This is a genomic window from Lunatimonas salinarum (assembly GCF_017811155.1).
GTDB lineage: Bacteria > Bacteroidota > Bacteroidia > Cytophagales > Cyclobacteriaceae > Lunatimonas > Lunatimonas salinarum.
Map to the genome: position 1 here is coordinate 34,210 of NZ_JACVCV010000012.1, position 20,744 is coordinate 54,953.

Sequence of the window (20,744 nt, forward strand, 5' to 3'; positions counted from 1 at the left end):
CCTTAAATTGAATACCAATGAAATGTTTTCCAAAGGAGGTATATATCGAACGTCGTCAAAAGCTGAAAAAGCTGATGGGTAAAGGGATATTGCTGTTCATGGGCAACGAAGAAAGCTCTATGAACTTTAAGGATAATTGGTATCCCTTTAGGCAAGATAGTACCTTTTTGTATTTCTTTGGATTGAATCAAAGTGGATTGACCGCTATCATAAACATAGCAGAGGATCGGGATATTATATTTGGCGATGATATCAGTACGGAGGATTCGGTTTGGTTTGGTGCCCATGCGACATTAAACGAATTATCGGCATCCGTGGGGGTAAGCAGTACCCTCCCTAAGGCAGCTGTAGCAGATGCCCTAAAAGGGGTTCCTTTGGATCAGCTGCATTTTTTACCACCTTATAGACCGGAAAATCTGCTTAAACTATCAGAATGGCTGGCGATTTCCCCAGCCGCAGTTTCCAAGCAAGTGTCTGACTCATTTATCCGATCGGTAGTCTCCTTGAGGTCGATCAAGACAAAACGGGAAATCGAGGAAATCACCCGGGCGGTGGATCTTTCTGTGAAGATGCACCAAGTGTTGATGCGAGAGGCACGTGCAGGGATGTACGAATATGAGCTATTGGGAATGGTACTAAAAGAGGCCACGGCTGGTGGGGGGTCTGTTTCGTTTCCCCCCATCATTACGACGCAAGGGCAAATACTTCACAACCACGTATATTCCCTAAAATTAGCGGATGGAGGCATGTTGCTGGGAGATTTTGGAGCGGAGTCTGATATGCACTATGCCGGGGATATCACCCGTACCATTCCCGTAGGAAAGGTTTTTTCTACGCAACAAAGGGAGATTTATCAGATGGTGTTGGATGCCTATCAGGTCGCCGTTCAAGCGTTGAAGCCAGGGGTGTTTTTTAAAGACGTACACCTATTGGCCTGTCGGACTTTGGCTGAGCGCCTTAAGTCTATCGGCCTTATGAAGGGAGATTTGGATGAAGCAGTCGCTCAGGGAGCCCATGCGCTGTTTTTTCAGTGCGGATTAGGTCATATGATGGGAATGGATGTTCACGATATGGAGGATCTAGGGGAACCCTATGTGGGCTATACCGATTCGCTGAAGAAGAGCACCCAGTTTGGCCTTCGCTCGTTGCGCTTGGGGAAGGAGTTGGAAGCGGGGTATGTGCTCACCATTGAACCGGGCCTTTATTTTATTCCGCAGCTTATGGACCAATGGGAAGCGGCAGGCCTTCACCAGGATTTTATCGACTACAAGAAAGTCGCTCAATTTCGTGATTTTGGGGGCATCCGGGTGGAAGATGCCTATCAGATTACTACAGCCGGGGCTGAAATTCTGGGCGTACCGTTGGAGATTACGATCCCGGAGGTAGAAGGCGTTCGTAGCTAGCTTGGGCGTTCCTTAGGCCTGTTCTGATGGCCCTAATTTCATGAATGCTTTGTTGGTTTCTTTTGGTTTTCGGGTTGCTTTTAGCCGTTGCCATGAGGAAGGTATAACCGAATGTGGGTATGTTTAGGAAAGTTCTTTTATGTATATTACTGGGTGTGCTGGGATGTCGAGGGCAACAACCTACCGGCATGCTGTCGCAATACCCTTCCCCGATGGAGGAATTTATCCGGCCACACGATCGGGTAGGTGGGGATGAATTCAACGGGAACAGAATGTTGCTTTCAGGCATTTTTCACCGAGATCCGGTTTTATTGCTGCCTACCCAAGAGGAAATTGAACCGTTGGATTCGGTCAACCTGCTAATACACTTTCATGGTGCCGAAGGGGTAGTGGGTCACGCATTGCAGCAAAATCATGGTTGGGTGGGAGTTGCCGTTAATTTGGGAAATGGTTCAAAGGCCTATGGAAGCCCATTGGAGAGAAAGGAATCATTTGATAGGTTGGTTGCCGCCGTTAGGCAGGAGCTTTCGAAACCCATTCGCCGTATTTATCTTTCTGGATTTAGTGCGGGTTATGGTGCAGTGCGGGCGATATTACGAACCGAAAACTATTTGTTGATAGATGGGGTATTGCTTTTGGATGGGTTGCATGCGGGTTACTTACCAGTGCGTACACCCATTTATCAGGGAGGTAAGATTGACGAAGGGGATTTGGAAGCCTTTGTACGCTTGGCTTCAGATGCCGTGATAGGAGAGAGGCAATTTGTACTGACCCATAGCAGTGTGTTTCCTGGAACTTTCGCAAGTACCACGGAGTGTGTCGATTTCCTTTTAAGGGAAGTTGGTGCATCCCGTAGTCCATGGCTTAATACAGGTCCGTTAGGTATGCAGCAAGTGGGACAATCAAGCAAGGGAAAGTTGCAGGTCTTGGCCTTTGCAGGAAACACCGCCCCAGATCATATCGATCATCTACATGGACTTTTTTATTTTATTGGGCTTTTGGATTAAAGGTAGGTTGCCAATTGGGATTAGTTTACCTACTTGCCTGGTTTGGCTCCTCCAAATTTTACCTGCTATGGTCTTTTAAAGCCTCACTTGACCACAATTTCCAAATTTTATTGGTTTGATTCAGTTAACGGCCTATTTTTGTTCAATACTCGTATGACTATGCTAAAAAAACTACTTGTTTTTGCACTCCTAATTGGGGCCATTTCTTGTTCCGACCAGGAACCTGAAGTGATTTGTGAACCTGCTCCCGAAACGGCGGCACTACCCTCATTGGATTCGTTGGCCACCGCCTTGGAATGGCCCACCGAGTTATCCATTACCCCATTTTCCGGCCCGGAGATTACCCCTAGTCCAGCTTGCTTGGCGGTTTCTCATGAAGGGGATGTATATGTAGGAGTGGATATGATGGGATCCCTTGGGAAGGAACCCGAAAAGGGGCATATCATTAAATTGGTGGATTGTAACCAAGACGGGATCGTAGACAGTTATACCACTTTTGCCAAGGTAGACAATCCCCGGGGAATTATAGCCTTGAAGGACAAATTGTATGTGTTACATACCGTCTTTGGGGAAGATGGAATAGCAGCGGGAATGAACCTGGTAGTTTTTGAAGACACCGATAGAGACGGAGTGGCGGATGGTCCGTCGCATCCACTGATCGAACATATCAGCTCTCCCAAGTTTCTTCAAGGAAGAGGAACCGACCATGCAACAAACGGTATCCGACTGGGGATAGATGGCTGGATTTATGTGGCGGTCGGAGACTTCGGTTTCCACGGAGCCGTAGACCGGGAGGGTACCAACTTGACTATGTTAGGTGGTGGGGTGTTGAGGGTACGTCCTGATGGTACCGAAATGGAAATTTACACCCATGGGCTGCGCAACATCTATGATGTGGCAATCGACCCATTTATGAATATGTTTACCAGAGATAACACCAATGACGGCGGTGGTTGGAATATCCGGTTCAGCCATCAGATTCAATCGGCGGAATACGGCTATCCTGTACTGTTCAAGCATTTTACAGAGGAGATCATTCCTGCCTTGGTCGATTTGGGAGGTGGCTCAGGAACGGGCGCCCTGTTCATCGATGACCATCGGTGGCCTGAAAAGTATAATCAGGTTCCAATGATGGCGGATTGGGGAAGAAATCAGCTCTACATTCATCGGGTTAAGGCAGATGGGCCTTCTTATACACAGGAGGAGGTGCCTTTCATTAAACTTCCTCAGATTACTGACCTAGATGTGGATGGCTCCGGGAGGATGTATATGGCGGCATGGGATGGTGCCGGTTATCGTGGTAATCCTGCTAAGGGCTTTGTAGTTAGGGCGGTACCAACAGATTGGAAATACGAAGCGGCCCCCAATCTTAAAAAGGCTTCCCTCAGAGAGCTGATAAGGTACCTGGGTAGTGGAAGCGCCGTTACGAGACTGTATGCGCAACAGGAGTTGCTTAACAGACCTGTAAAAAGGGCATCAGATGCTGTTTTTAAGGTTGTAAAGGACCAGGATAAGCCACTCGCTACCCGAGTAGCAGCCTTATATGCCTTTACGCAGATCAAGGGAGTGGATGGAGTGGACAAGTTTGAAGAGCTGTACCAATCTGCCGAGCTACGGGAGCATGTCATCCGGGCATTTACGGATCGCAAGGAGCTACTGACTGCGGCACCGGTTGATCTCATCATACAAGGCTTGGAAGATACTTCAGCGACCGTTCGAAGGGCGTCGATCGTAGCTTTGGGACGCATAAAGGATCCCAAAGCTATTCCCGCATTGTTACGTACGTCGGTTCCCTCCTCTTTTGCCGCACCTGCCTGGAAAGAAGAGGGGCCTCACGCAGACCCGAATGCTTCCATTGTAGAGGCCCATCTTGCGGTGAGATCCCTGATAGCCTTAAAGGCTGGTGATGCCTGTGTAGACGCCATCGGTACTCCAAGTCAGACTTTGGCATTTTGGGCGTTGCGCTATATGCACGATACAGGCGTCGTGAACCGCTTAATTGAAAAATACAAAGGCAGTCCCGATGAGACCCTTCGAAGGGAGATTTTGGGTGTTTTGGCCAGATTGTATACCCGTGAAGCGCCGTACGATGGATCGTGGTGGTGGGGTACTCGCCCCGATACACATGGGCCCTATTATAAATCTGTTCTGTGGCGTTCGTCGGCGCCCATCAAAGAGCTTTTTATAGAAGAATGGAGCAAAGGGGGTACCGAGCGAATGGCCTTTATAGGGATGCTTAATGAAAAAAATAGAATGGGAATCACTGAATTTGGCGGTGATTTTACGGTAGCTGAGATGCTGGAAGAGCCGGATATTGACCTGGAAAAAATAAAGAATCAAAAAGGCCAGGTAGGTTCCTCCTCCATCGAGGATATTTTATTGGCTGTGCAGGAACTGCCCGGTGACGCAGTACTTGGAAAGGCTATATTCGAGCAGCAGGGATGCAGGGCCTGCCATAGCCTAGAGGTGGGCGAGGCGATGAAGGGTCCCTTCATGGGCCAAATTGGTAGTATCATGACAAGGGATCAAATTGCCGAGTCAATTTTAAAGCCGGATGCATCCATCTCGCAAGGTTTTGCCACGGTGTTGATCAAGACCAAAGACGATAAATCCTACATGGGGTTTGTAACCGAAGAGAGCGCAGAAAAAATTGTCATTCGAAATATTACCGGTCAGGCGTATACTTTGCCTGTAGGTGATATAGTAGAGCGTAAAGAGATGGAAAACTCCATGATGCCGGCGGGACTGGCAAATGCACTGTCTTACGAAGAATTTGCATCTCTGATCACGTTCCTTTCGAAGCAGAAATAACGATGCTTGCCAAGTCTAAACATGCCCACAAACGAACATACATTCGTCCGTTTGTGGGCATAATTTTTTAAAAAAACCTAAAACAATCCCCTCAGGCCAATTGGCACGTCATTGGTAAGAAATGGAAGGATAGGATTAATCCCTCCTATCGCAAAACGCTATGAGACTATTTATGAGTTTGGTACTTTGGGCTATCCTTTTCGTTCTTTGCTGGCCCATTGCTGTTTTGTTGCTGGTTCTATATCCGCTGATTTGGCTGATTCTGTTGCCTTTTCGCCTGCTTGGATTTGGTGTAACCCTCACACTCTCCATCATTCTGGCTATTTTTCTTTTTCCCTTTAGCTTTCTCAAATAAATAAGCCTACTTTTTGGCCAGTACCCAAAGGCCTAGGTAGGTGAGAGCCCCGTTTACCAACAGAATTTCAAATCCAAATTGGTATCCAGCAAACCAAGCCTCTGAGTTACTGTCAAGAATAAATGACAATACAGGGCTGAGCAAACAGACCACGGGAACAAAGCGGTCTTTAATACTCACTTGGTTTGTGAGCCCAAAAACAAAAAGGCCGAGAAGTGGACCGTACGTAAAGCCCGCTGCTTTGAATACGGCACTGACCACACTGCGGTCATTTAGTTCGTTGAATACCACGATCGTGAGGAACACCAAAAACGTAAAGCCAATATGAATCAGTAACCGGGTTCGATCTTGGTTTAGGTGTTTTTTTTCGGGGAGGTTGATAATATCTATGCAGAAGGAAGTAGTCAAAGCAGTAAGTGCAGAGTCTGCACTGGAAAATGCAGCTGCGGTGATGCCCAGTAAGAAAACAATACCAGCCAGCGTTCCAAACTCATTCAACGCAAGTGATGGAAACAGTTCATCGGTTGCAGCAGGCACGACGATGTTATTTACCTGCGCGTAATAATAAAGCAAAACGCCCAGTGCTAAAAACAGGATATTGGAGAAAAAGAAGGATACAGAAAACCAAAAAACGTTTTTCTGAGCCTCTCCTTTATTTTTACAGGTTAGGTTTTTTTGCATCACGTTCTGATCCAACCCGTTCATAGCAATGGTGATGAAGATGCCGGCGGCAAACATCTTAAAGAAATTTTGACCTGAGTTTCCGTCCCAGACCCATATCCTTGATTTTTCGTTTTCACCGATAAGTTCCAGTAACTCAAATCCCCCCATATTCAAATGATTTGCGATTACCAAAATGCTGATAACCACGGCAGCTAGTAGAAAGGTAGTCTGAAGGGTATCAGTCCAGACGATGGTTTTGATGCCGCTTTTGAATGTATAAAGCCAGATCAAGACCATGGTGGCAAACACAGACCCATAAAATGGGACTCCAAACCCTTCAAAGAATGCCAGTTGGAGTACCGTGGCGGCCAAGAATAGTCGGAAGGATGCGCCGATCGTCTGGGAAATGAGGAAAATCGTTGCACCGGATACATAAGCGTTGATTCCAAATCGGGTTTTAAGGTACTCGTAGATGGAAATAAGGTTTAACTTATAAAAGAGGGGGATTAGCACCCACGCGATAACGGCATAGCCCACCATATTTCCCATTACCAACTGCAGGTAGTTCCAATTGGTGTTACCCACCTCCCCCGGCACAGAGATGAAAGTAACGCCTGACAAAGAGGCACCTACCATACCAAACGCCACCAAAAACCAAGGGGATTCCCTGTTGCCTGTATAAAAAGTCATACTGTCCGACTTTCTCGATGTGAGGTAGCTGATTAGGAGAAGTAGAAGAAAGTATCCGGAAATTACTCCAAAGACTAAACCAGGACTCATAGGTCTTCCGAAGGGTTAAACAGTGAGAAATGCCATTTACAATTTCGGTCAATATAGAGATTTTCCGCTAAGTGAGTTTACCTATCGAAGGAAAATACCGTATCTTTCAAAAAAAATCCTTCTTTCCAGTCGTATTGCCGGATGGAAAGGGCTGTAATTTATTCGCTAATGTCTATGTTTTTTCCCTATTTTCCCTTCCTTAAGAGATTGCCAAAAGGGTGTTTGACCGTGGTGTGGCTGAGTTGGATACTGGCAATTGAACCAATACCCGTGCTATCCCAAACCCATCCGGTGCCTTATTTGAACTTGGATCCGGGGTTGGAAGGCTGGGTGGAGGAAACTTTGCAATCAATGGACTTGGAAGAGCGAATTTCCCAACTGATTATGATTCCGGTTTATTCCAACAAGGGGCCTGTGCACGTTGACTCAGTCAGCAATTTGGTAAAGCGGTATAAGGTAGGTGGGATGATTTTCTTTCAAGGGGGGCCGGTACGCCAGGCACATATGATTAACCGGTTTCAGCGGGAATCCAAAGTTCCCCTGATGATCAGCATTGATGGAGAATGGGGCCTTGCCATGCGCTTGGACAGCACCCTGCGTTTTCCCTACCAAATGGCCCTAGGAGCTATTCGAGATGATTCATTGATCTATGAGATGGGGAGACAAGTGGCTAAGCATACCAGAAGGGCTGGATTGCATGTGAACTTTGCTCCTGTGGTGGATATCAATAATAACCCGGCAAATCCGGTAATCGGATTCCGTTCATTTGGAGAGGACAAAGAGCGGGTAGCCCGAAAGGCCTTGGCCTATATGCGAGGGATGCAGGACGAACAGGTTTTGGCATCTGCCAAGCACTTCCCGGGACATGGAGATACCAATGTAGATTCCCATTATGGATTGCCGGTAATTCATTTTTCCAAGCAGCGGCTGCAAGAGTTGGAGTTGTACCCGTTTAGCCAGTTGATGCAAGCGGGCTTAGGCAGTGTGATGGTGGCTCATATGCACATACCGGTATTGGACAGTACGCCCAATCTAGCCTCCACACTTAGTCCGACGGTAGTAACCGACCTGCTTAAAAAGGAGATGAACTACGAAGGTCTCGTGTTTACCGATGCATTGAATATGCAGGGAGTGGCCAAATATTATGAACCAGGCGTAGTAGATGTGAAGGCGCTGCTTGCAGGAAACGACATGTTGCTCAATACAATGAATGTACCTGCAACTATTCGAGAAGTAAAAAAGGCCCTTGAAGCAGGTCAAATAGCACCCGAGGAGATTGACGCACGCGTAAGAAAGGTACTTCGGGCAAAAGCTTGGTTAGGATTGTCAAGCTGGCAACCGGTGGAAGTAACCTCATTGATCGATGACCTCAAAACCCCCAGCGCACGCCATTTGAGCAGGGAATTGGCAGCAAGTTCGCTAACCTTACTGAAAAATGACGAAAATATCCTCCCTTTGGCCGGGTTAGGTACATACCGTACGGCTAGCCTTTCGATGGGAGTTTCCCATGAAACGGCTTTTCAGCGTGGGTTGGCGCGATATCAAGCAATGGATCATTTTTATCTGCCCTTCGAAGCGGGATTGGCGGATATAAATCGATTGATTCGGGACTTATCTCTTTACGATCGGATTATCGTAGGCGTACACGGTATTTCCTTACGGGCGGGGAATGATCGTTTTGGGATAACGCCGGAAATGAATCTGATCTTAAAGCAGCTTAATCAAGATAAAGAGGTGGTTGTTTCTGTTTTTGGGAATGTATATGCATTGAACGAACTGGTGGATTTACCCAATGCGTCCGCAGTAGTAGCCGCCTACCAGGAAACGGAAGACACCCAGGATTTGGTTTCCCAGATGATCTTTGGCGGGATTGGTGCAAATGGTACGCTGCCGGTACGGGTCTCTGCTGTCTTTCCTTTAGGAGCCGGATTGGAGCTATCGGGTGGTAGCAGAGTAGCTTATGGGTTACCTGAAAGTATTGGTGTTCCTTCGGATCAGCTTGCAGGGATAGATTCCTTGGTTCATTTGGCTATCAGGGAAGGAGCAACCCCTGGAGCGCAGGTACTGGTGGCCAAAGAGGGGAAGGTCTTCTTTCACAGAGCCTATGGACATCACGGATTTGATTCGCTTCAGAAGGTATCCCTGGACGATTTGTATGACTTGGCATCCATTACCAAGATCAGTACGGCGTTGGCCGCCTTCATGCACTTGAAGGGAGAGGGCAAATTTGATGAGAATAGACAACTGGGCGAATACTTACCAATGGCGAAAGGGAGCAATAAGGAAACGTTGGTTTACAAAGATATTCTTACCCACCAATCAGGGCTTACGGCATGGATTTCATTTTGGCAGGAAACACAGCGAAAAAATGGGAAATTCAAGTGGTATACCTTTAAGCAGGATTCTTCAGGTAGATTTCCCATGAAAGTGGCTAATCACTTATATATTCACCGAAAATATACTGACAAGATTTATCGAAAAATTATGGATTCAGGCATAAAGCCGGATCAAGGGTATGTCTACAGTGACCTATCGTTTATATTGGCTCCAAAGGTGGTAGAGCATATTTCAAAAACGGATTTTGTTAGCTATATCAGGCAAAACATTTATAATCCCTTGGGAGCTCAAGGGCTAACTTTTAACCCCTACGAACGGTTCCCCTTATCCCAGGTGGTACCTACGGAATATGATTCGCTGTTTCGCCGGCAACAGCTCCATGGTACCGTGCATGATGAGGGCGCAGCCATGTTGGGTGGAATCAGTGGGCATGCCGGTTTGTTTGGTTCCGCAAATGAGCTCTCCAAGCTGATGCATCTTTATCTCTATGACGGAGTATATGGGGGTGAAACGCTAATCCAAAACGGTGTGGTGCACAGATTTTCGGCTTGTGTATATTGCGAACAAGGCATTAATTACAGAGCGCTAGGGTTTGATCGGCCTAACAGACCGGGAGACCCAAATGGAAATGCGGCTCCCAGTGCCCCTGCCACTAGTTTTGGACATTCTGGATTTACCGGCACCTACACCTGGATAGATCTCGAAAACGACTTGGTATACATCTTTCTTTCCAATCGGGTAAACCCCACCAGAGAAAACAGGAAACTATATCAATTGAATATCCGTACCGGCATTCTAGAAGTGGTTTATGAAGCACTGAAGGCCAATGGACTCTATGAAAGTGGCCATAAAAAGCCTTAAGAGTTTTCTATTTGTTCTTTTAATTCCTTGACCTTTTCGAGTGTCAGTGGCTTGAAAATGTAGCCATTTACAAATTCATACCCATTTGCTCGGTCTATTTCTTCTTGGTTAATAGAGGAGGATACTACGTAGATCCTTACGTCCCTTTTTAGGTTGCGTTTTTCGTATTCTTCTAAAAATTTCCAGCCATTCATGATAGGCATGTTGATGTCCACTAATAACACATCGGGGAAATTTTCGGACAGAGATATATCTGTGAGTGCGTCAATGGCTTCCTGTCCGTTCTTATAAAAAAGGCAGTTTTCGGAAAATTGGGTGAATTCAAATAGTTTTTTGATTCCGAAGTTATACAGGGGATCATCATCAATCACACAGGCTACTTTGATTCTTGACATAAAAATTACGACGTTGGTTGCTACAAATATGTAACTGGAAGGTTGTTTTAAGAAATGTCGATAAAATGGATGTGTTTTTTCGAAATTTTCATGAAAAGTATAAAAAAAAACGATAGCAATCAATGAAAAACGTCAAATGCGGTGTGGCATAAATCGTGATTTTTTTTAAGTCCAAAAACCTAACCTGCCAATGTTACTGCCATGCAAGCAATTAAATGCGGAAGATAACTGTAGGATTGGTAAAATTTGGTTAATTTCCCACTTGAATCAATCTATAAATCAAAAACAATGAAAAAGATTTGCGTCCCAATTTTCAGTAGCTTTTGTTTGGTTGCATTGTTTTGGGCATGTAGCCCTGCCAGTGACGGCAAAATCGAGGTGGAAGATGAAACTAAAACACAAGAACTAACTATGGAAAAGCCCTTACTAAGGCACGTGGTGTTATTTAAATTCAAAGATGAATCCTCTGCGGAAGATATCAAAAAAGTTGAAGATGCTTTCATTGCCCTAAAGGATGAAATCAGCCTTATCAAGGATTTTGAATGGGGCACGAACAATAGCCCCGAAGGATTGAACAAAGGATTAACCCACTGTTTCTTTGTATCGTTTGAAACAGAAAAGGATCGTGACGATTACTTACCTCATCCGGCGCACAAGGCTTTTGTCGAGGTTCTTATGCCGCATTTGGACGATGTGACCGTAGTTGATTATTGGGCAAAATAAAAAGAGTGCGGTGTTTTATCACCGCACTCTTTTTATTTTTCTACAATTACGTGTTAAATCACGCCAATTTTTTAGTTGTTCATCTAAGCTTATTGCCATCCACCTCCCAATGCACGATACAGCTGGCTATAGTTTTGAAGCTTGTCTACCTGAAGCTGCACATAGGCAAGTTCAGATTCGAGTGAACGGGTTTGGGAGTTGATCACATCAAGGTAATCCGCGTAGCCTATTCGAAACATGGTGGTAGCGTTATCAATCGACCTTTTTTGGATAGCAACCTCCTCAGACTTTAAAGTTACCTGTTCGGTAAGGAATTGGTAGTCGTTGACTAAGCGGAGGATCTCCAAGTAGCTGACCAACGCAGTTTGTTCATAATCTAGGAGTGCAATCCGTTGATCGGCCTTTGCGGTCTGATAAAAAGCCTGTATCCTACTTCGATTAAAGATGGGAGCGACAAGTCCGCCTCCTAGCTGATATACTCCGGACGCTGGCGTTTGAAACAGCCGGCCAAATTCGAATGCGTTGAATCCCACAAGTCCAGCCAGATTGAACGAGGGAAAAAAGGCTGTACGAGCTATGCTAACTTGTAAGTTTTGTGCCTCCAAGTTCCGTTCCGCGGCCCTAACATCTGGTCGCAACCGCAGTAAATCGGATGGAATACCTATATTTAGCACTTCGGGCACGTGATCCGTTTGGGAAAAATATTGGACGTTTATGTTGTCATCGGTTGTAGCGGTGAGTTGCATCAGGGTCAATTTTGCCTGCTGCAGAAGCTTTCTTTTGTCTAGCAATACGCCTCTTGAATTCAGCAAAAGTGCCTCAAACTGATCGAGTGATAGCTGACTGTCCTGGCCAGTTTCTTTTAGGCTCTTGCCCAATTCAAATTGGTTGATCTGAATGGAAATATTTTCCTCCAGAATCCTGATCTCCTCCGAAAGGCCAACAGCGAGGTAATAGGCTTCGGCGATCGACGCGATCAGGTTAGTCTTGGCCAAGGCATACATTTCCTCCGATTCCAGAAAGCGAGCTGCAGCCTGCCTTTTTTGCATGGCCAGCTTGCCCCAGATGTCAATTTCCCAATTAAAATCCAGCCCTAAGGTAAAATCTCTATAAGGATCCGGTATTTGCTTATCCTCCGGTACGGTAGGGGATAGGTTGGAGTCGGCATTTCCCACCCCATCCATGGTATATTCTCCAAACCGCGTCACCCCGGCACCGGCAAATGCGTTCAATTCAGGCAACTGCCCCAGTTTTGCCTGCCGAAGGCTTGCTTGGGCCCTTTGAATGGCATAAAAGGTTTTTAGGACATCTTGGTTATTTGAAAGTCCCTCTTGAATCAATCTTTGCAGTTGTTGATCTTTAAAGAATTCCCGCCAATGTACCAGCCCCCAGTTTGAGGTATCTGAACCCACATTGGCACCAAATCCATCAGGAAGTGAGGACTGAGTCAAGGGTTCTCTGCTTGGGGCACACCCGATCAACAGGGGAATTATCACAACGAAGCTATATATAGAATATTTGAAGAGTTTCATTTTTTCAGAGTTCAAAGCGGAGAAGGCAAGGCCTTCTCCGCTATGGCTGGTATCAGATGTTTTTTAATTCAGCAACAAGTTTTTCAGAAGGCTTTTCTTCCTTCGATTTTTTCAGTGCGGTAGCCCAAGACTCGAAAACATAATACAGTCCAGGAATGAGCACAATACCCACGAGGGTTCCGATAAGCATGCCTCCTGCAGCAGCTGTTCCGATGGTTCGGTTACCGATTGCCCCTGCACCGGAAGCGATGGTTAACGGAATAAGCCCGCTGATAAACGCGAACGAAGTCATCAGAATGGGTCTAAGTCTTTCTACTGCACCATTGACTGCGGACGCCAAAATCCCCATCCCTTTTTGGCGGGATTGAACCGCAATTTCAATGATAAGGATGGCATTTTTGCCGAGTAGACCAATCAACATGATGAGCGATACCTGCGCATAAATATTATTTTCCAGTCCGGTTAATTTCAATAGGAGGAAAGATCCAAATACCCCGGCAGGCAGGGAAAGAATTACAGGAAAAGGCAACAGGTAACTTTCATATTGCGCAGCCAACAGCAGGTACACGAATACCAAACAAATTAGGAAAATATAGATGGCCTGATTGCCAGAGTCAATCTGCTCCCTCGTAATTCCAGACCAGTCGATGTCAAATCCTCGGGGTAAGACTGACAAGGCAGTTTCTTCTACCGCTTTGATGGCATCTCCACTAGAATATCCCTCTGCGGCATCTCCGTTGATCATGGCAGAAAGGAACATGTTATACCTTCCGATCTGCTCTGGTCCGTATACTCGTTCCATGGTTACAAAGTTGGAATACGGCACCATCTCGCCCTGATTGTTTTTGGTATACATCCGCAACAATGACTCGGGATTGGTTCGGTATTCGGGTAATGCTTGAATCATTACCTTGTACATTTGCCCGTATCGGATAAAATTGGAGGAATAAAAACTACCAATATAGCTTTGGAGTACATCCATGGCCTCATCCACCGATACGCCCAGTTTAGCAGCTTTATCGTGGTCTACCCGCAAGAGATACTGGGGGAAACTAGGATCAAAGTTGGTGAAGACTTCTTTAAGCTCGGGCCTTTCATTCAGTTGTTCCAAAAAGCCGGAAATGGTTTCTGCCGTGCGGTCTAAAGATCCACCGGTTTTATCCTGTAGTCTCAGCTCAAACCCTGAGGCATTTCCAAATCCGGGCACCGGAGGGGGGGAGAAAAACTGAATTTCGGCTCCGGTAATATGAGAGGTACGATCTTGGTATTTAGTGATCAATTCATTGACATTTTGATCTCTTTCTCCCCAACCTACCAAATTTATCATCCCCATGCCAAAGGAAGCACCGGCGGTTTCCGTTAAGAGACTGAATCCAGCTAGGGTAGATATGGTTTCTACTTCGTCAAAGGGTAAGAGCGCCGCCTGAATATCGTCCATGATTTGCTGGGTACGTTCCACCGTGGATCCCGGAGGAGTGGTCACCGCAACGTAGACCATGCCCTGATCTTCATTTGGGATAAAACCAGTAGGAAGAATGCTGGCTGCTCCAAATGTTAATAGGAAGAATAGAACCAATATGCCGAAGGTGACCGACTTCCTGCCTGCAGTACCTCCTATTAGCTTGCCGTACTGGCTCGAAAAGCGATCGTACCGCACATTGAAACCGGTAAAAAAGCGGCTTAGCAATCCTTTCTTGTCCTCATGGTGAACCGGCTTCAACAGAAGGCTACAGAGGGCTGGAGACAACGTAAGTGCATTGATACCTGAGATGACAATGGCTATCGCAAGGGTAAGCGAAAACTGTCTATAGAATATGCCTACCGGCCCTGTCATAAATCCCGCCGGAACGAACACCGCCGACATGACTAGCGTAATCGCGATAATAGCCCCACCAATTTCCTTCATGGCGGCAAAGGTGGCGTCTTTTGCATTGAGACCATCCTTATGCATCTTCACGTGCACAGCTTCTACCACCACAATGGCATTATCTACCACAATTCCGATCGCCAATACCATGGCAAACAGTGTCAGCAGGTTGAGCGAAAAGCCGAATAGGTTCATAAAAAAGAAGGTACCTACCAACGATACCGGAACCGCTATTGCGGGAATCAACGTAGATCTAAAGTCCTGAAGGAAGATAAACACCACAATCGACACCAACAAGAACGCCTCTATCAAGGTTTTTACCACTTCGTAGATAGAAGCATCCAAGAATCGGGAAACATCGTAGGAAACGTTGTATTCCATTCCAGGAGGGAAGGAGGATTCCTCCAGTTCAGCCATTTTATCCTTGATATTTTGGATGACATCCCGCGCATTGGACCCCGGGCGCTGTTTAATCATGATCGAGGCAGAAGGGCGCCCATCTGTAGTGGAAACCATGCTGTACTCTTGGGATCCGAATTCCACTTCCGCCACATCTCTCAATTTGAGAAGAGATCCGTCCGGAAGCGCCTTTAGCGTGATGTTTTCGTATTCTTCTTCGGTATTGAATTTACCAGTATACTTCAATACATATTGCAGGGCCTGTGGTTCGCGATCGGAACTGATTCCGGATTTACCCGGAGCCGCTTCGACGTTTTGGGCTCTAATCGCCTCGTTTACATCCAAAGGAGTCAATCCGTAGGATACCAGTCGATCAGGCTTGAGCCAAATGCGCATGGAATAATCCCTGAATCCCATGATTTGGGCAAATCCCACCCCGTCGATTCGCTTAAGCTCCGGCAGAATGTTGATGTCCGCAAAATTGTACACGAACCGTTCATCCTGTGTAGTGTCCGTGGTCATCAGATTCAAATAGAGAAGCATGGAGTTTACTTCCTTTTCTGTCTGTACACCGGCACGGATTACCTCTTCCGGAAGTTCATCCAACACCGTGGAAACGCGGTTCTGAACGTTTACCGCCGCCTGATCGGGATCCGTACCTACTTGAAAATATACCGTGATTAGCGATACACCGTCGTTGGTGTTGACCGAGGTCATGTACGTCATGTTAGGTACCCCATTGATAGCCCGCTCAATGGGGGTAGCGACAGCCTTTGTCAATACATCCGCATTTGCTCCGGTATACCTAGCCGTAACGGTCACCGATGGAGGTACAATCTCGGGAAATTGGGTGACGGGAAGTGAAATCAAGGCTAGCAACCCCAATAGAGTAATCAAAACAGAGATTACCGTAGACAGGATAGGCCTCTTGATAAATATGTCGAACATGTTACTTTTTTCTTTTTGACGAAATTACAATGACGCTTGGGCAATGGTCTCCAATGATTCATACACATCGGTAGGATCAGTCGCTTGGGGGCTTACGGCAACACCGTCTTTAAGAAGTTGTATACCCTCCAGAATGATCTTGTCTCCCTCGTTGAAATCGTCTGCGATGTAAAAAAGGCCGTACCTGCCCTTAGGCCTAAAGCTTCTAATTTGGGCATTATTGTTTTCGTCTACCAGGTATATGTAGGTGTAGTCCTGTATTTCAAAGGTTGCTTTTTGAGGAATCAAAAAGATATTTTCCAATGGCCTCGTCATCTGCACTTTCCCGCTAGCCCCGTGTTTGAGCAAGCCATCGGGATTAGGGAAGCGCACCCTTAATGCAATTGAACCGGTACCCTTTTCAAAATCGGCTTCCATGGTCTCCAATTCACCAGTATGCTGATAGATTTGGCCATCTGAAAGGATCAGGGAAATCTCTTCCTTTTCCATTTCCAACGCTTCTTCAAGGGCATTTTTTAGGCCTTCGGTAGATTCTTTTTTAAAGTTTTCTCTATCGATATGCCCTCTCATGTACTCCAGGTACTCATTCTCAGTGATCTTGTAATAGGCGAATATTTCGTCGATATCGGTAATATTTGTGAGAAGATCACCACTGTTGACCAAGCTACCGGTCTTGTAGGGTATCCTATCTACCATGCCGTCAAAGGGAGCCCGAATGGTGGTGTAAGAAAGCCCTAAGCGGGCATTTTTAAGCATGGCTTCGGATTCCATGATGGCAGACCGAGCCATGTCCAACCGCGATTGAGCCAGTTCCAATTCAGATGAGGAAAAGATATTCTTATCTACTAATATTTTCAGGCGTTCTACCTCCAGTGAGGCTCCTTTTTCCTCCGCTTTTGCTTGCATCAGTTTGGCTGTAGCCGAGTTGACCAGTTCGTTGTATTCCGTGGAAGTCAGCTGGAACAAAGGCTGATCTTTTTTTACAATTTGCCCCTCATCCACGTGTATTTTTTCTATAAAGCCTTCGATTTTTGACCGAACCTCCACAAACTGTCTTGCTTGAATATCCGCCACATAGGTTTGAGGTATTTCAATAGTCATCTGATCCAGCGAAAGCACCGGAATTTCCAATAACTTGTCCGCTTTATTGTCTTTGCCGTTGCCAGGACTGCAAGACGCGGTGAACAAAACAAGTACAATACCTAGGCCTGAAAGGACAGGTAAAAACCGTGTAGAAGCAAATGCTTCGGAGAAGGAAAAGGATCTTTCCATGGATAGTGTAAATAAGAAGTTATTAGTTTATAAAAACAAGTAATGACGCATTGCCAAAAGCAAAATTTCACTTTTAAGAGAATGTTACCTTGGGTTGCTTGATTCAGGAGGGTACCTGATTCGGAATAAAAGGAGAATTTAGAGAAAAAAAATCAGGGGGCGTTTTTGCAGATAACCACCTCGACTAGGTGGGAAAGAAACGGGTGTAATAGTGTATAACTTAGTTGGTTTAGTTGCGCTTCTGATAACGGAAACGTGATTTTCTTGCTAAAATCGATGGTAAATGGCGAAACGTCTGCTATCCGTTGTAAGCTGGAATAACTGACGGTATTGTTTCGGATGAGTGAAGTTGGGAAATCGACGTAGTCGTAATCTACCGCCGCTATTTGAGTATCTTGATATACGATTTCGTGATCCCACTCCTCTCCATCAGCAATAGACAGGCACACCAAAAATATGGCCAAAAAATTGGTTAGAACATTTTTTAATAAAAACTGCAAGAAACGCTTCATAATATTAATCAAAACGCAAAATTAATGAGTTTAAATTGAATGCGTATGTTTTTATGATAAATAGTTTTTTGTTGGATAAAGTTTCCAAAAAAAGAAAAAAAAAATTATTGTGCTAACCACACATAGATCAGCACAACGCATAAGACGAGGGCAATTGCAAGTGGTTTTGCAAATTTCCATTCCTGCAAATCCAAATGTACTTTATTTACATGAGCGGTTCGTGACTTCGGCGGAAACCTAAGGCTTACCAAGTACATGGCTGCCATGTTGATGATAAATTCAATTCCCCAAATATGGATAAAGTGAATGTCCAATTCGAGTATAAAAGTGGTCAAGAGGTAAAAGCTAAGTCCTAATATCAAGCCTACCTTGGCGCCGGCCGCGGAAATTTTTGGAATGAAAAAGCCTGCGATCAAGATGGAAGCGATGGGGATAAAGAAAATTCCGTTCAGTTGTTGCATTAGCTGGTACAGACCCTCCGGAGCATTGCCAACGAGGGGTGCTACCAAGATGGCTGCAATCGCCAGCACAATGGAGCTGATCCGACCGACGCGAACCAAGGTTCTGTCTGTAGAAGCAGGAGAGATGAATTTTTTAAAAATATCCAAACTGAATATCGTAGCGGCGGAATTCAACACACTGTTGAACGTACTTAGAATAGCTCCAAGAACGACGGCTGCGAAAAAGCCCGTCAAACTCAAAGGCAGTACTTTCATTAACAGCACAGGGTAGATGAAGTCTTGGTCTTCGTAGTACTGTTCACCGTAGTAATAAAAGGCAACAATGCCGGGTAAAACGATGATCAATGGGATTAGGATTTTAAAAATGCCGGTAAATAACAAGCCCTTTTGGGCCTCTGCCATGTTTTTTGCACCCAATGCCCGCTGTATGATCGTTTGATTCATGCCCCAAAAATAGATTTGATTGATCATCAGCCCGGTGAATAGGGTGCTAAATGGGAGAACAGAATCTGCTGCACCAATCACGTTGAATTTTTCGGGCGCGGCATCATATACTTTTTGGAAGCCTTCCAAGATATTTCCGTTGCCGATGTCCCATAATGCAAATACCGGCACCATAAGGCCGCCGATCACGAGACCAATGGCATTAATAGAGTCAGAAAGCGCTACCGCTTTTAGTCCCCCGAAGATTGCGTAGATAGATCCGATAACACCAATGACGATTACGGTAAGCCAAATTCCCTCCTCCTTGCTAATTTGAAATACATCTGAGACGTTAAAAATACTCTCAAGATTTATTGCGCCTGTATATAATACAATTGGCAGCAGCGTAACCACAAAGGAGAGCATCAGTAGAAAGGCTACAATGGCTTTGGTTGTTCCATCGTATCGGTTTTCGAGGTATTGGGGGATGGTCGTCAGCCCCATACGCAGGTAAATGGGCAAAAAATACAAGGCTGCAATTACCAAAGCGATTGCGGAAGTCACCTCCCATGCGATGATAATCATCCCATTTTTATAAGCTGATCCATTCATCCCGATGAGGTGTTCGGTAGAAATATTGGTCAGGATCATAGATCCTGCTATAACGCCTCCGGTGAGCGTTCTCCCACCTAAAAAGTAGCCATCCCGGGAGTTAATGTCGTCCTTTCTTAATTTATACCAGGAAAAAATAGCTACAAATAGGGTAAATCCAAGAAAGGAAACAACAGTAAGCATGTACTGATCGGTGGTTAGGTTATAAAGTTCCCCAAAGCGGCAGGGGATGTCGCTTTGGGGAGGGTTTTATGATTTGAACTGGCTAAAGCTTAATGGAAGCACCCATCGAAGGCGCATTCCAGTTAGAATTTAAGCGTCGCGGGAAGGTACTTAGCTACTAAATCCTCATAATAGGGCCTAAGGGTTTTTGCATCGGGTGGTACCGGCACCTTGGAGTATAGATCGTACGGATTAAATTTCTCCACCCATTTGAACATTTCCCGGTCGTGATCGTTGAGCAAGTGGTCGTACGAATTTTCCCGGTGTTGCGCATAAAAGGAATGGTATCGGATCATGTAAAGTGCCGGTTCAGGCAGGTAGTCTTTCATCATCTGATACATGTATTCGTCGTGTCCCCAAGACATCTTCACCTGATCTAGTCCGCAGTTTGGCGAATAGATTCCGTAGGTAGAGTTGAACCGTTCATCGGAGAAATCCGGGTTATCGGCAAAAAACTCTGGATAAACGATTGCATCGGTGTGCTTGCACCCTACCGGAAAAGTATCTCCTACTACCGCCCATTGGGGTTCGCCAAAAAGGCAAAGCACCTTTCCCAGGTCATGGATAAATCCGGTGAGTACAAACCAATCGGGGTGTCCGTCCGCCCGAATGGCCTCAGAGGTCTGTAGCAGGTGTTGGAGTTGATCCAGGTTGATATCTGGGTCAGAGTCATCTACCAATGTGTTGAGGTAAGCAACAGCGTCCCAAAAGGGCATTTCTTTTTTTTCAAATTTCAGGAATTCCTTCTCCTTTTCCACCACAAAATCGTAAGTCTGATATTTGTGGTTTAACCGATAGAATTCACGTACCGTGTCTACCCGCTCCGAATCATGGTAATTTCGGTAATCTTCTTTGGCTTTTGGCTGCTTATCTTTGGGTTCAGGGTACCTGACCAACAGATCATCCTCCCAATCTTCTATGCTGTTAAGAGGAGCTTTTTCGTTTTCATTATAATTCGCCTGCATGGAAATAAGGTGTTTTGAGGGTATTCAATACGATTTTTCTGATCGATTTCGAAAATTACCAAAAATTCATTCATGTTATTGGAAAGTTGTCCAAATTTTTTTCATATGGCGTAGGTTCTTCACACTGTATTTTGTGTTTTATGGTTCCCATGATTGTGCCTGCGGAAATGTAGCGAGTTTGCCTATTTACGACGGG

General features: G+C 45.6%; 14 protein-coding genes. 6 read left to right on the forward strand and 8 right to left on the reverse strand.

Annotation, left to right across the window (positions count from 1 at the left end; translation table 11 throughout):
- Positions 1–17: 17 nt before the first annotated feature.
- From IAQ59_RS15035 to IAQ59_RS15050, 4 genes are all read left to right on the forward strand, one after another.
- The gene (locus IAQ59_RS15035) at positions 18–1,403 is read left to right on the forward strand and encodes an aminopeptidase P family protein (protein WP_209331657.1); all 1,386 of its coding nucleotides are present in this window, start codon (positions 18–20) and stop codon (positions 1,401–1,403) included.
- Positions 1,404–1,522: 119 nt separating this feature from the next.
- Positions 1,523–2,410, forward strand: a complete 888-nt coding sequence (locus IAQ59_RS15040; protein WP_245189625.1) for a hypothetical protein — start codon at positions 1,523–1,525, stop codon at positions 2,408–2,410.
- Between the two features lie 159 nt (positions 2,411–2,569).
- A complete protein-coding gene (locus IAQ59_RS15045) occupies positions 2,570–5,221 on the forward strand; it encodes a PQQ-dependent sugar dehydrogenase (protein ID WP_209331658.1) in 2,652 nt (883 codons plus the stop codon).
- A 160-nt stretch (positions 5,222–5,381) separates the two neighbouring features.
- A complete protein-coding gene (locus IAQ59_RS15050; RefSeq protein ID WP_209331659.1) occupies positions 5,382–5,576 on the forward strand; it encodes a hypothetical protein in 195 nt (64 codons plus the stop codon).
- A gap of 6 nt (positions 5,577–5,582) precedes the next feature.
- Here the strand turns inward: IAQ59_RS15050 and IAQ59_RS15055 are convergent, their stop codons facing one another.
- On the reverse strand, positions 5,583–7,019 hold the full coding sequence (locus IAQ59_RS15055) for a sodium:solute symporter (protein WP_209331660.1): 1,437 nt from the start codon (positions 7,017–7,019) through the stop codon (positions 5,583–5,585).
- Positions 7,020–7,187: 168 nt separating this feature from the next.
- Between IAQ59_RS15055 and IAQ59_RS15060 the strand changes: the two genes are divergently transcribed.
- Positions 7,188–10,217: a serine hydrolase domain-containing protein gene (locus tag IAQ59_RS15060; protein WP_245189626.1), complete on the forward strand. Its 3,030-nt coding sequence runs from the start codon at positions 7,188–7,190 to the stop codon at positions 10,215–10,217.
- On the opposite strand, the gene IAQ59_RS15065 is transcribed toward IAQ59_RS15060, so the two are convergent.
- Positions 10,214–10,612: a response regulator gene (locus tag IAQ59_RS15065; RefSeq protein ID WP_209331661.1), complete on the reverse strand. Its 399-nt coding sequence runs from the start codon at positions 10,610–10,612 to the stop codon at positions 10,214–10,216. The two genes, IAQ59_RS15060 and IAQ59_RS15065, sit on opposite strands and share 4 nt — an antisense overlap.
- Before the next feature lie 411 nt (positions 10,613–11,023).
- Here IAQ59_RS15065 and IAQ59_RS15070 point away from each other — a divergent pair, with 411 nt between their 5' ends.
- Positions 11,024–11,335 carry a Dabb family protein gene (locus IAQ59_RS15070; protein ID WP_245189636.1) on the forward strand — a complete coding sequence of 104 codons (312 nt, stop codon included), beginning with the start codon at positions 11,024–11,026 and terminating at the stop codon, positions 11,333–11,335.
- Positions 11,336–11,424: 89 nt separating this feature from the next.
- Here IAQ59_RS15070 and IAQ59_RS15075 read toward each other — a convergent pair whose 3' ends face one another.
- The 6 genes from IAQ59_RS15075 to IAQ59_RS15100 form a co-directional block, all read right to left on the reverse strand.
- The gene (locus IAQ59_RS15075) at positions 11,425–12,786 is read right to left on the reverse strand and encodes an efflux transporter outer membrane subunit (RefSeq protein ID WP_245189627.1); all 1,362 of its coding nucleotides are present in this window, start codon (positions 12,784–12,786) and stop codon (positions 11,425–11,427) included.
- 133 nt (positions 12,787–12,919) lie between these two features.
- Positions 12,920–16,081 carry an efflux RND transporter permease subunit gene (locus IAQ59_RS15080; protein ID WP_209331663.1) on the reverse strand — a complete coding sequence of 1,054 codons (3,162 nt, stop codon included), beginning with the start codon at positions 16,079–16,081 and terminating at the stop codon, positions 12,920–12,922.
- 24 nt (positions 16,082–16,105) lie between these two features.
- A complete protein-coding gene (locus IAQ59_RS15085) occupies positions 16,106–17,353 on the reverse strand; it encodes an efflux RND transporter periplasmic adaptor subunit (protein ID WP_209331664.1) in 1,248 nt (415 codons plus the stop codon).
- Between the two features lie 152 nt (positions 17,354–17,505).
- Complete coding sequence (locus IAQ59_RS15090; RefSeq protein ID WP_209331665.1) at positions 17,506–17,865, reverse strand: hypothetical protein; 360 nt, start codon at positions 17,863–17,865, stop codon at positions 17,506–17,508.
- Positions 17,866–17,969: 104 nt separating this feature from the next.
- Positions 17,970–19,544, reverse strand: coding sequence for a solute:sodium symporter family transporter (locus tag IAQ59_RS15095; RefSeq protein ID WP_209331666.1), 1,575 nt, complete (start codon positions 19,542–19,544; stop codon positions 17,970–17,972).
- Between the two features lie 122 nt (positions 19,545–19,666).
- On the reverse strand, positions 19,667–20,548 hold the full coding sequence (locus IAQ59_RS15100; protein WP_209331667.1) for an inositol oxygenase family protein: 882 nt from the start codon (positions 20,546–20,548) through the stop codon (positions 19,667–19,669).
- Between the last annotated feature and the right edge of the window lie 196 nt (positions 20,549–20,744).

Bases quoted from the DNA above. Each gene is read 5' to 3' on its own strand.
- IAQ59_RS15035 (WP_209331657.1), top strand. From the start codon at position 18: ATGAAATGTTTTCCAAAGGAGGTATATATCGAACGTCGTCAAAAGCTG.
- IAQ59_RS15040 (WP_245189625.1), top strand. From the start codon at position 1,523: ATGTTTAGGAAAGTTCTTTTATGTATATTACTGGGTGTGCTGGGATGT.
- IAQ59_RS15045 (WP_209331658.1), top strand. From the start codon at position 2,570: ATGCTAAAAAAACTACTTGTTTTTGCACTCCTAATTGGGGCCATTTCT.
- IAQ59_RS15050 (WP_209331659.1), top strand. From the start codon at position 5,382: ATGAGACTATTTATGAGTTTGGTACTTTGGGCTATCCTTTTCGTTCTT.
- IAQ59_RS15055 (WP_209331660.1), bottom strand. From the start codon at position 7,019: ATGAGTCCTGGTTTAGTCTTTGGAGTAATTTCCGGATACTTTCTTCTA.
- IAQ59_RS15060 (WP_245189626.1), top strand. From the start codon at position 7,188: ATGTCTATGTTTTTTCCCTATTTTCCCTTCCTTAAGAGATTGCCAAAA.
- IAQ59_RS15065 (WP_209331661.1), bottom strand. From the start codon at position 10,612: ATGTCAAGAATCAAAGTAGCCTGTGTGATTGATGATGATCCCCTGTAT.
- IAQ59_RS15070 (WP_245189636.1), top strand. From the start codon at position 11,024: ATGGAAAAGCCCTTACTAAGGCACGTGGTGTTATTTAAATTCAAAGAT.
- IAQ59_RS15080 (WP_209331663.1), bottom strand. From the start codon at position 16,081: ATGTTCGACATATTTATCAAGAGGCCTATCCTGTCTACGGTAATCTCT.
- IAQ59_RS15085 (WP_209331664.1), bottom strand. From the start codon at position 17,353: ATGGAAAGATCCTTTTCCTTCTCCGAAGCATTTGCTTCTACACGGTTT.
- IAQ59_RS15090 (WP_209331665.1), bottom strand. From the start codon at position 17,865: ATGAAGCGTTTCTTGCAGTTTTTATTAAAAAATGTTCTAACCAATTTT.
- IAQ59_RS15095 (WP_209331666.1), bottom strand. From the start codon at position 19,544: ATGCTTACTGTTGTTTCCTTTCTTGGATTTACCCTATTTGTAGCTATT.
- IAQ59_RS15100 (WP_209331667.1), bottom strand. From the start codon at position 20,548: ATGCAGGCGAATTATAATGAAAACGAAAAAGCTCCTCTTAACAGCATA.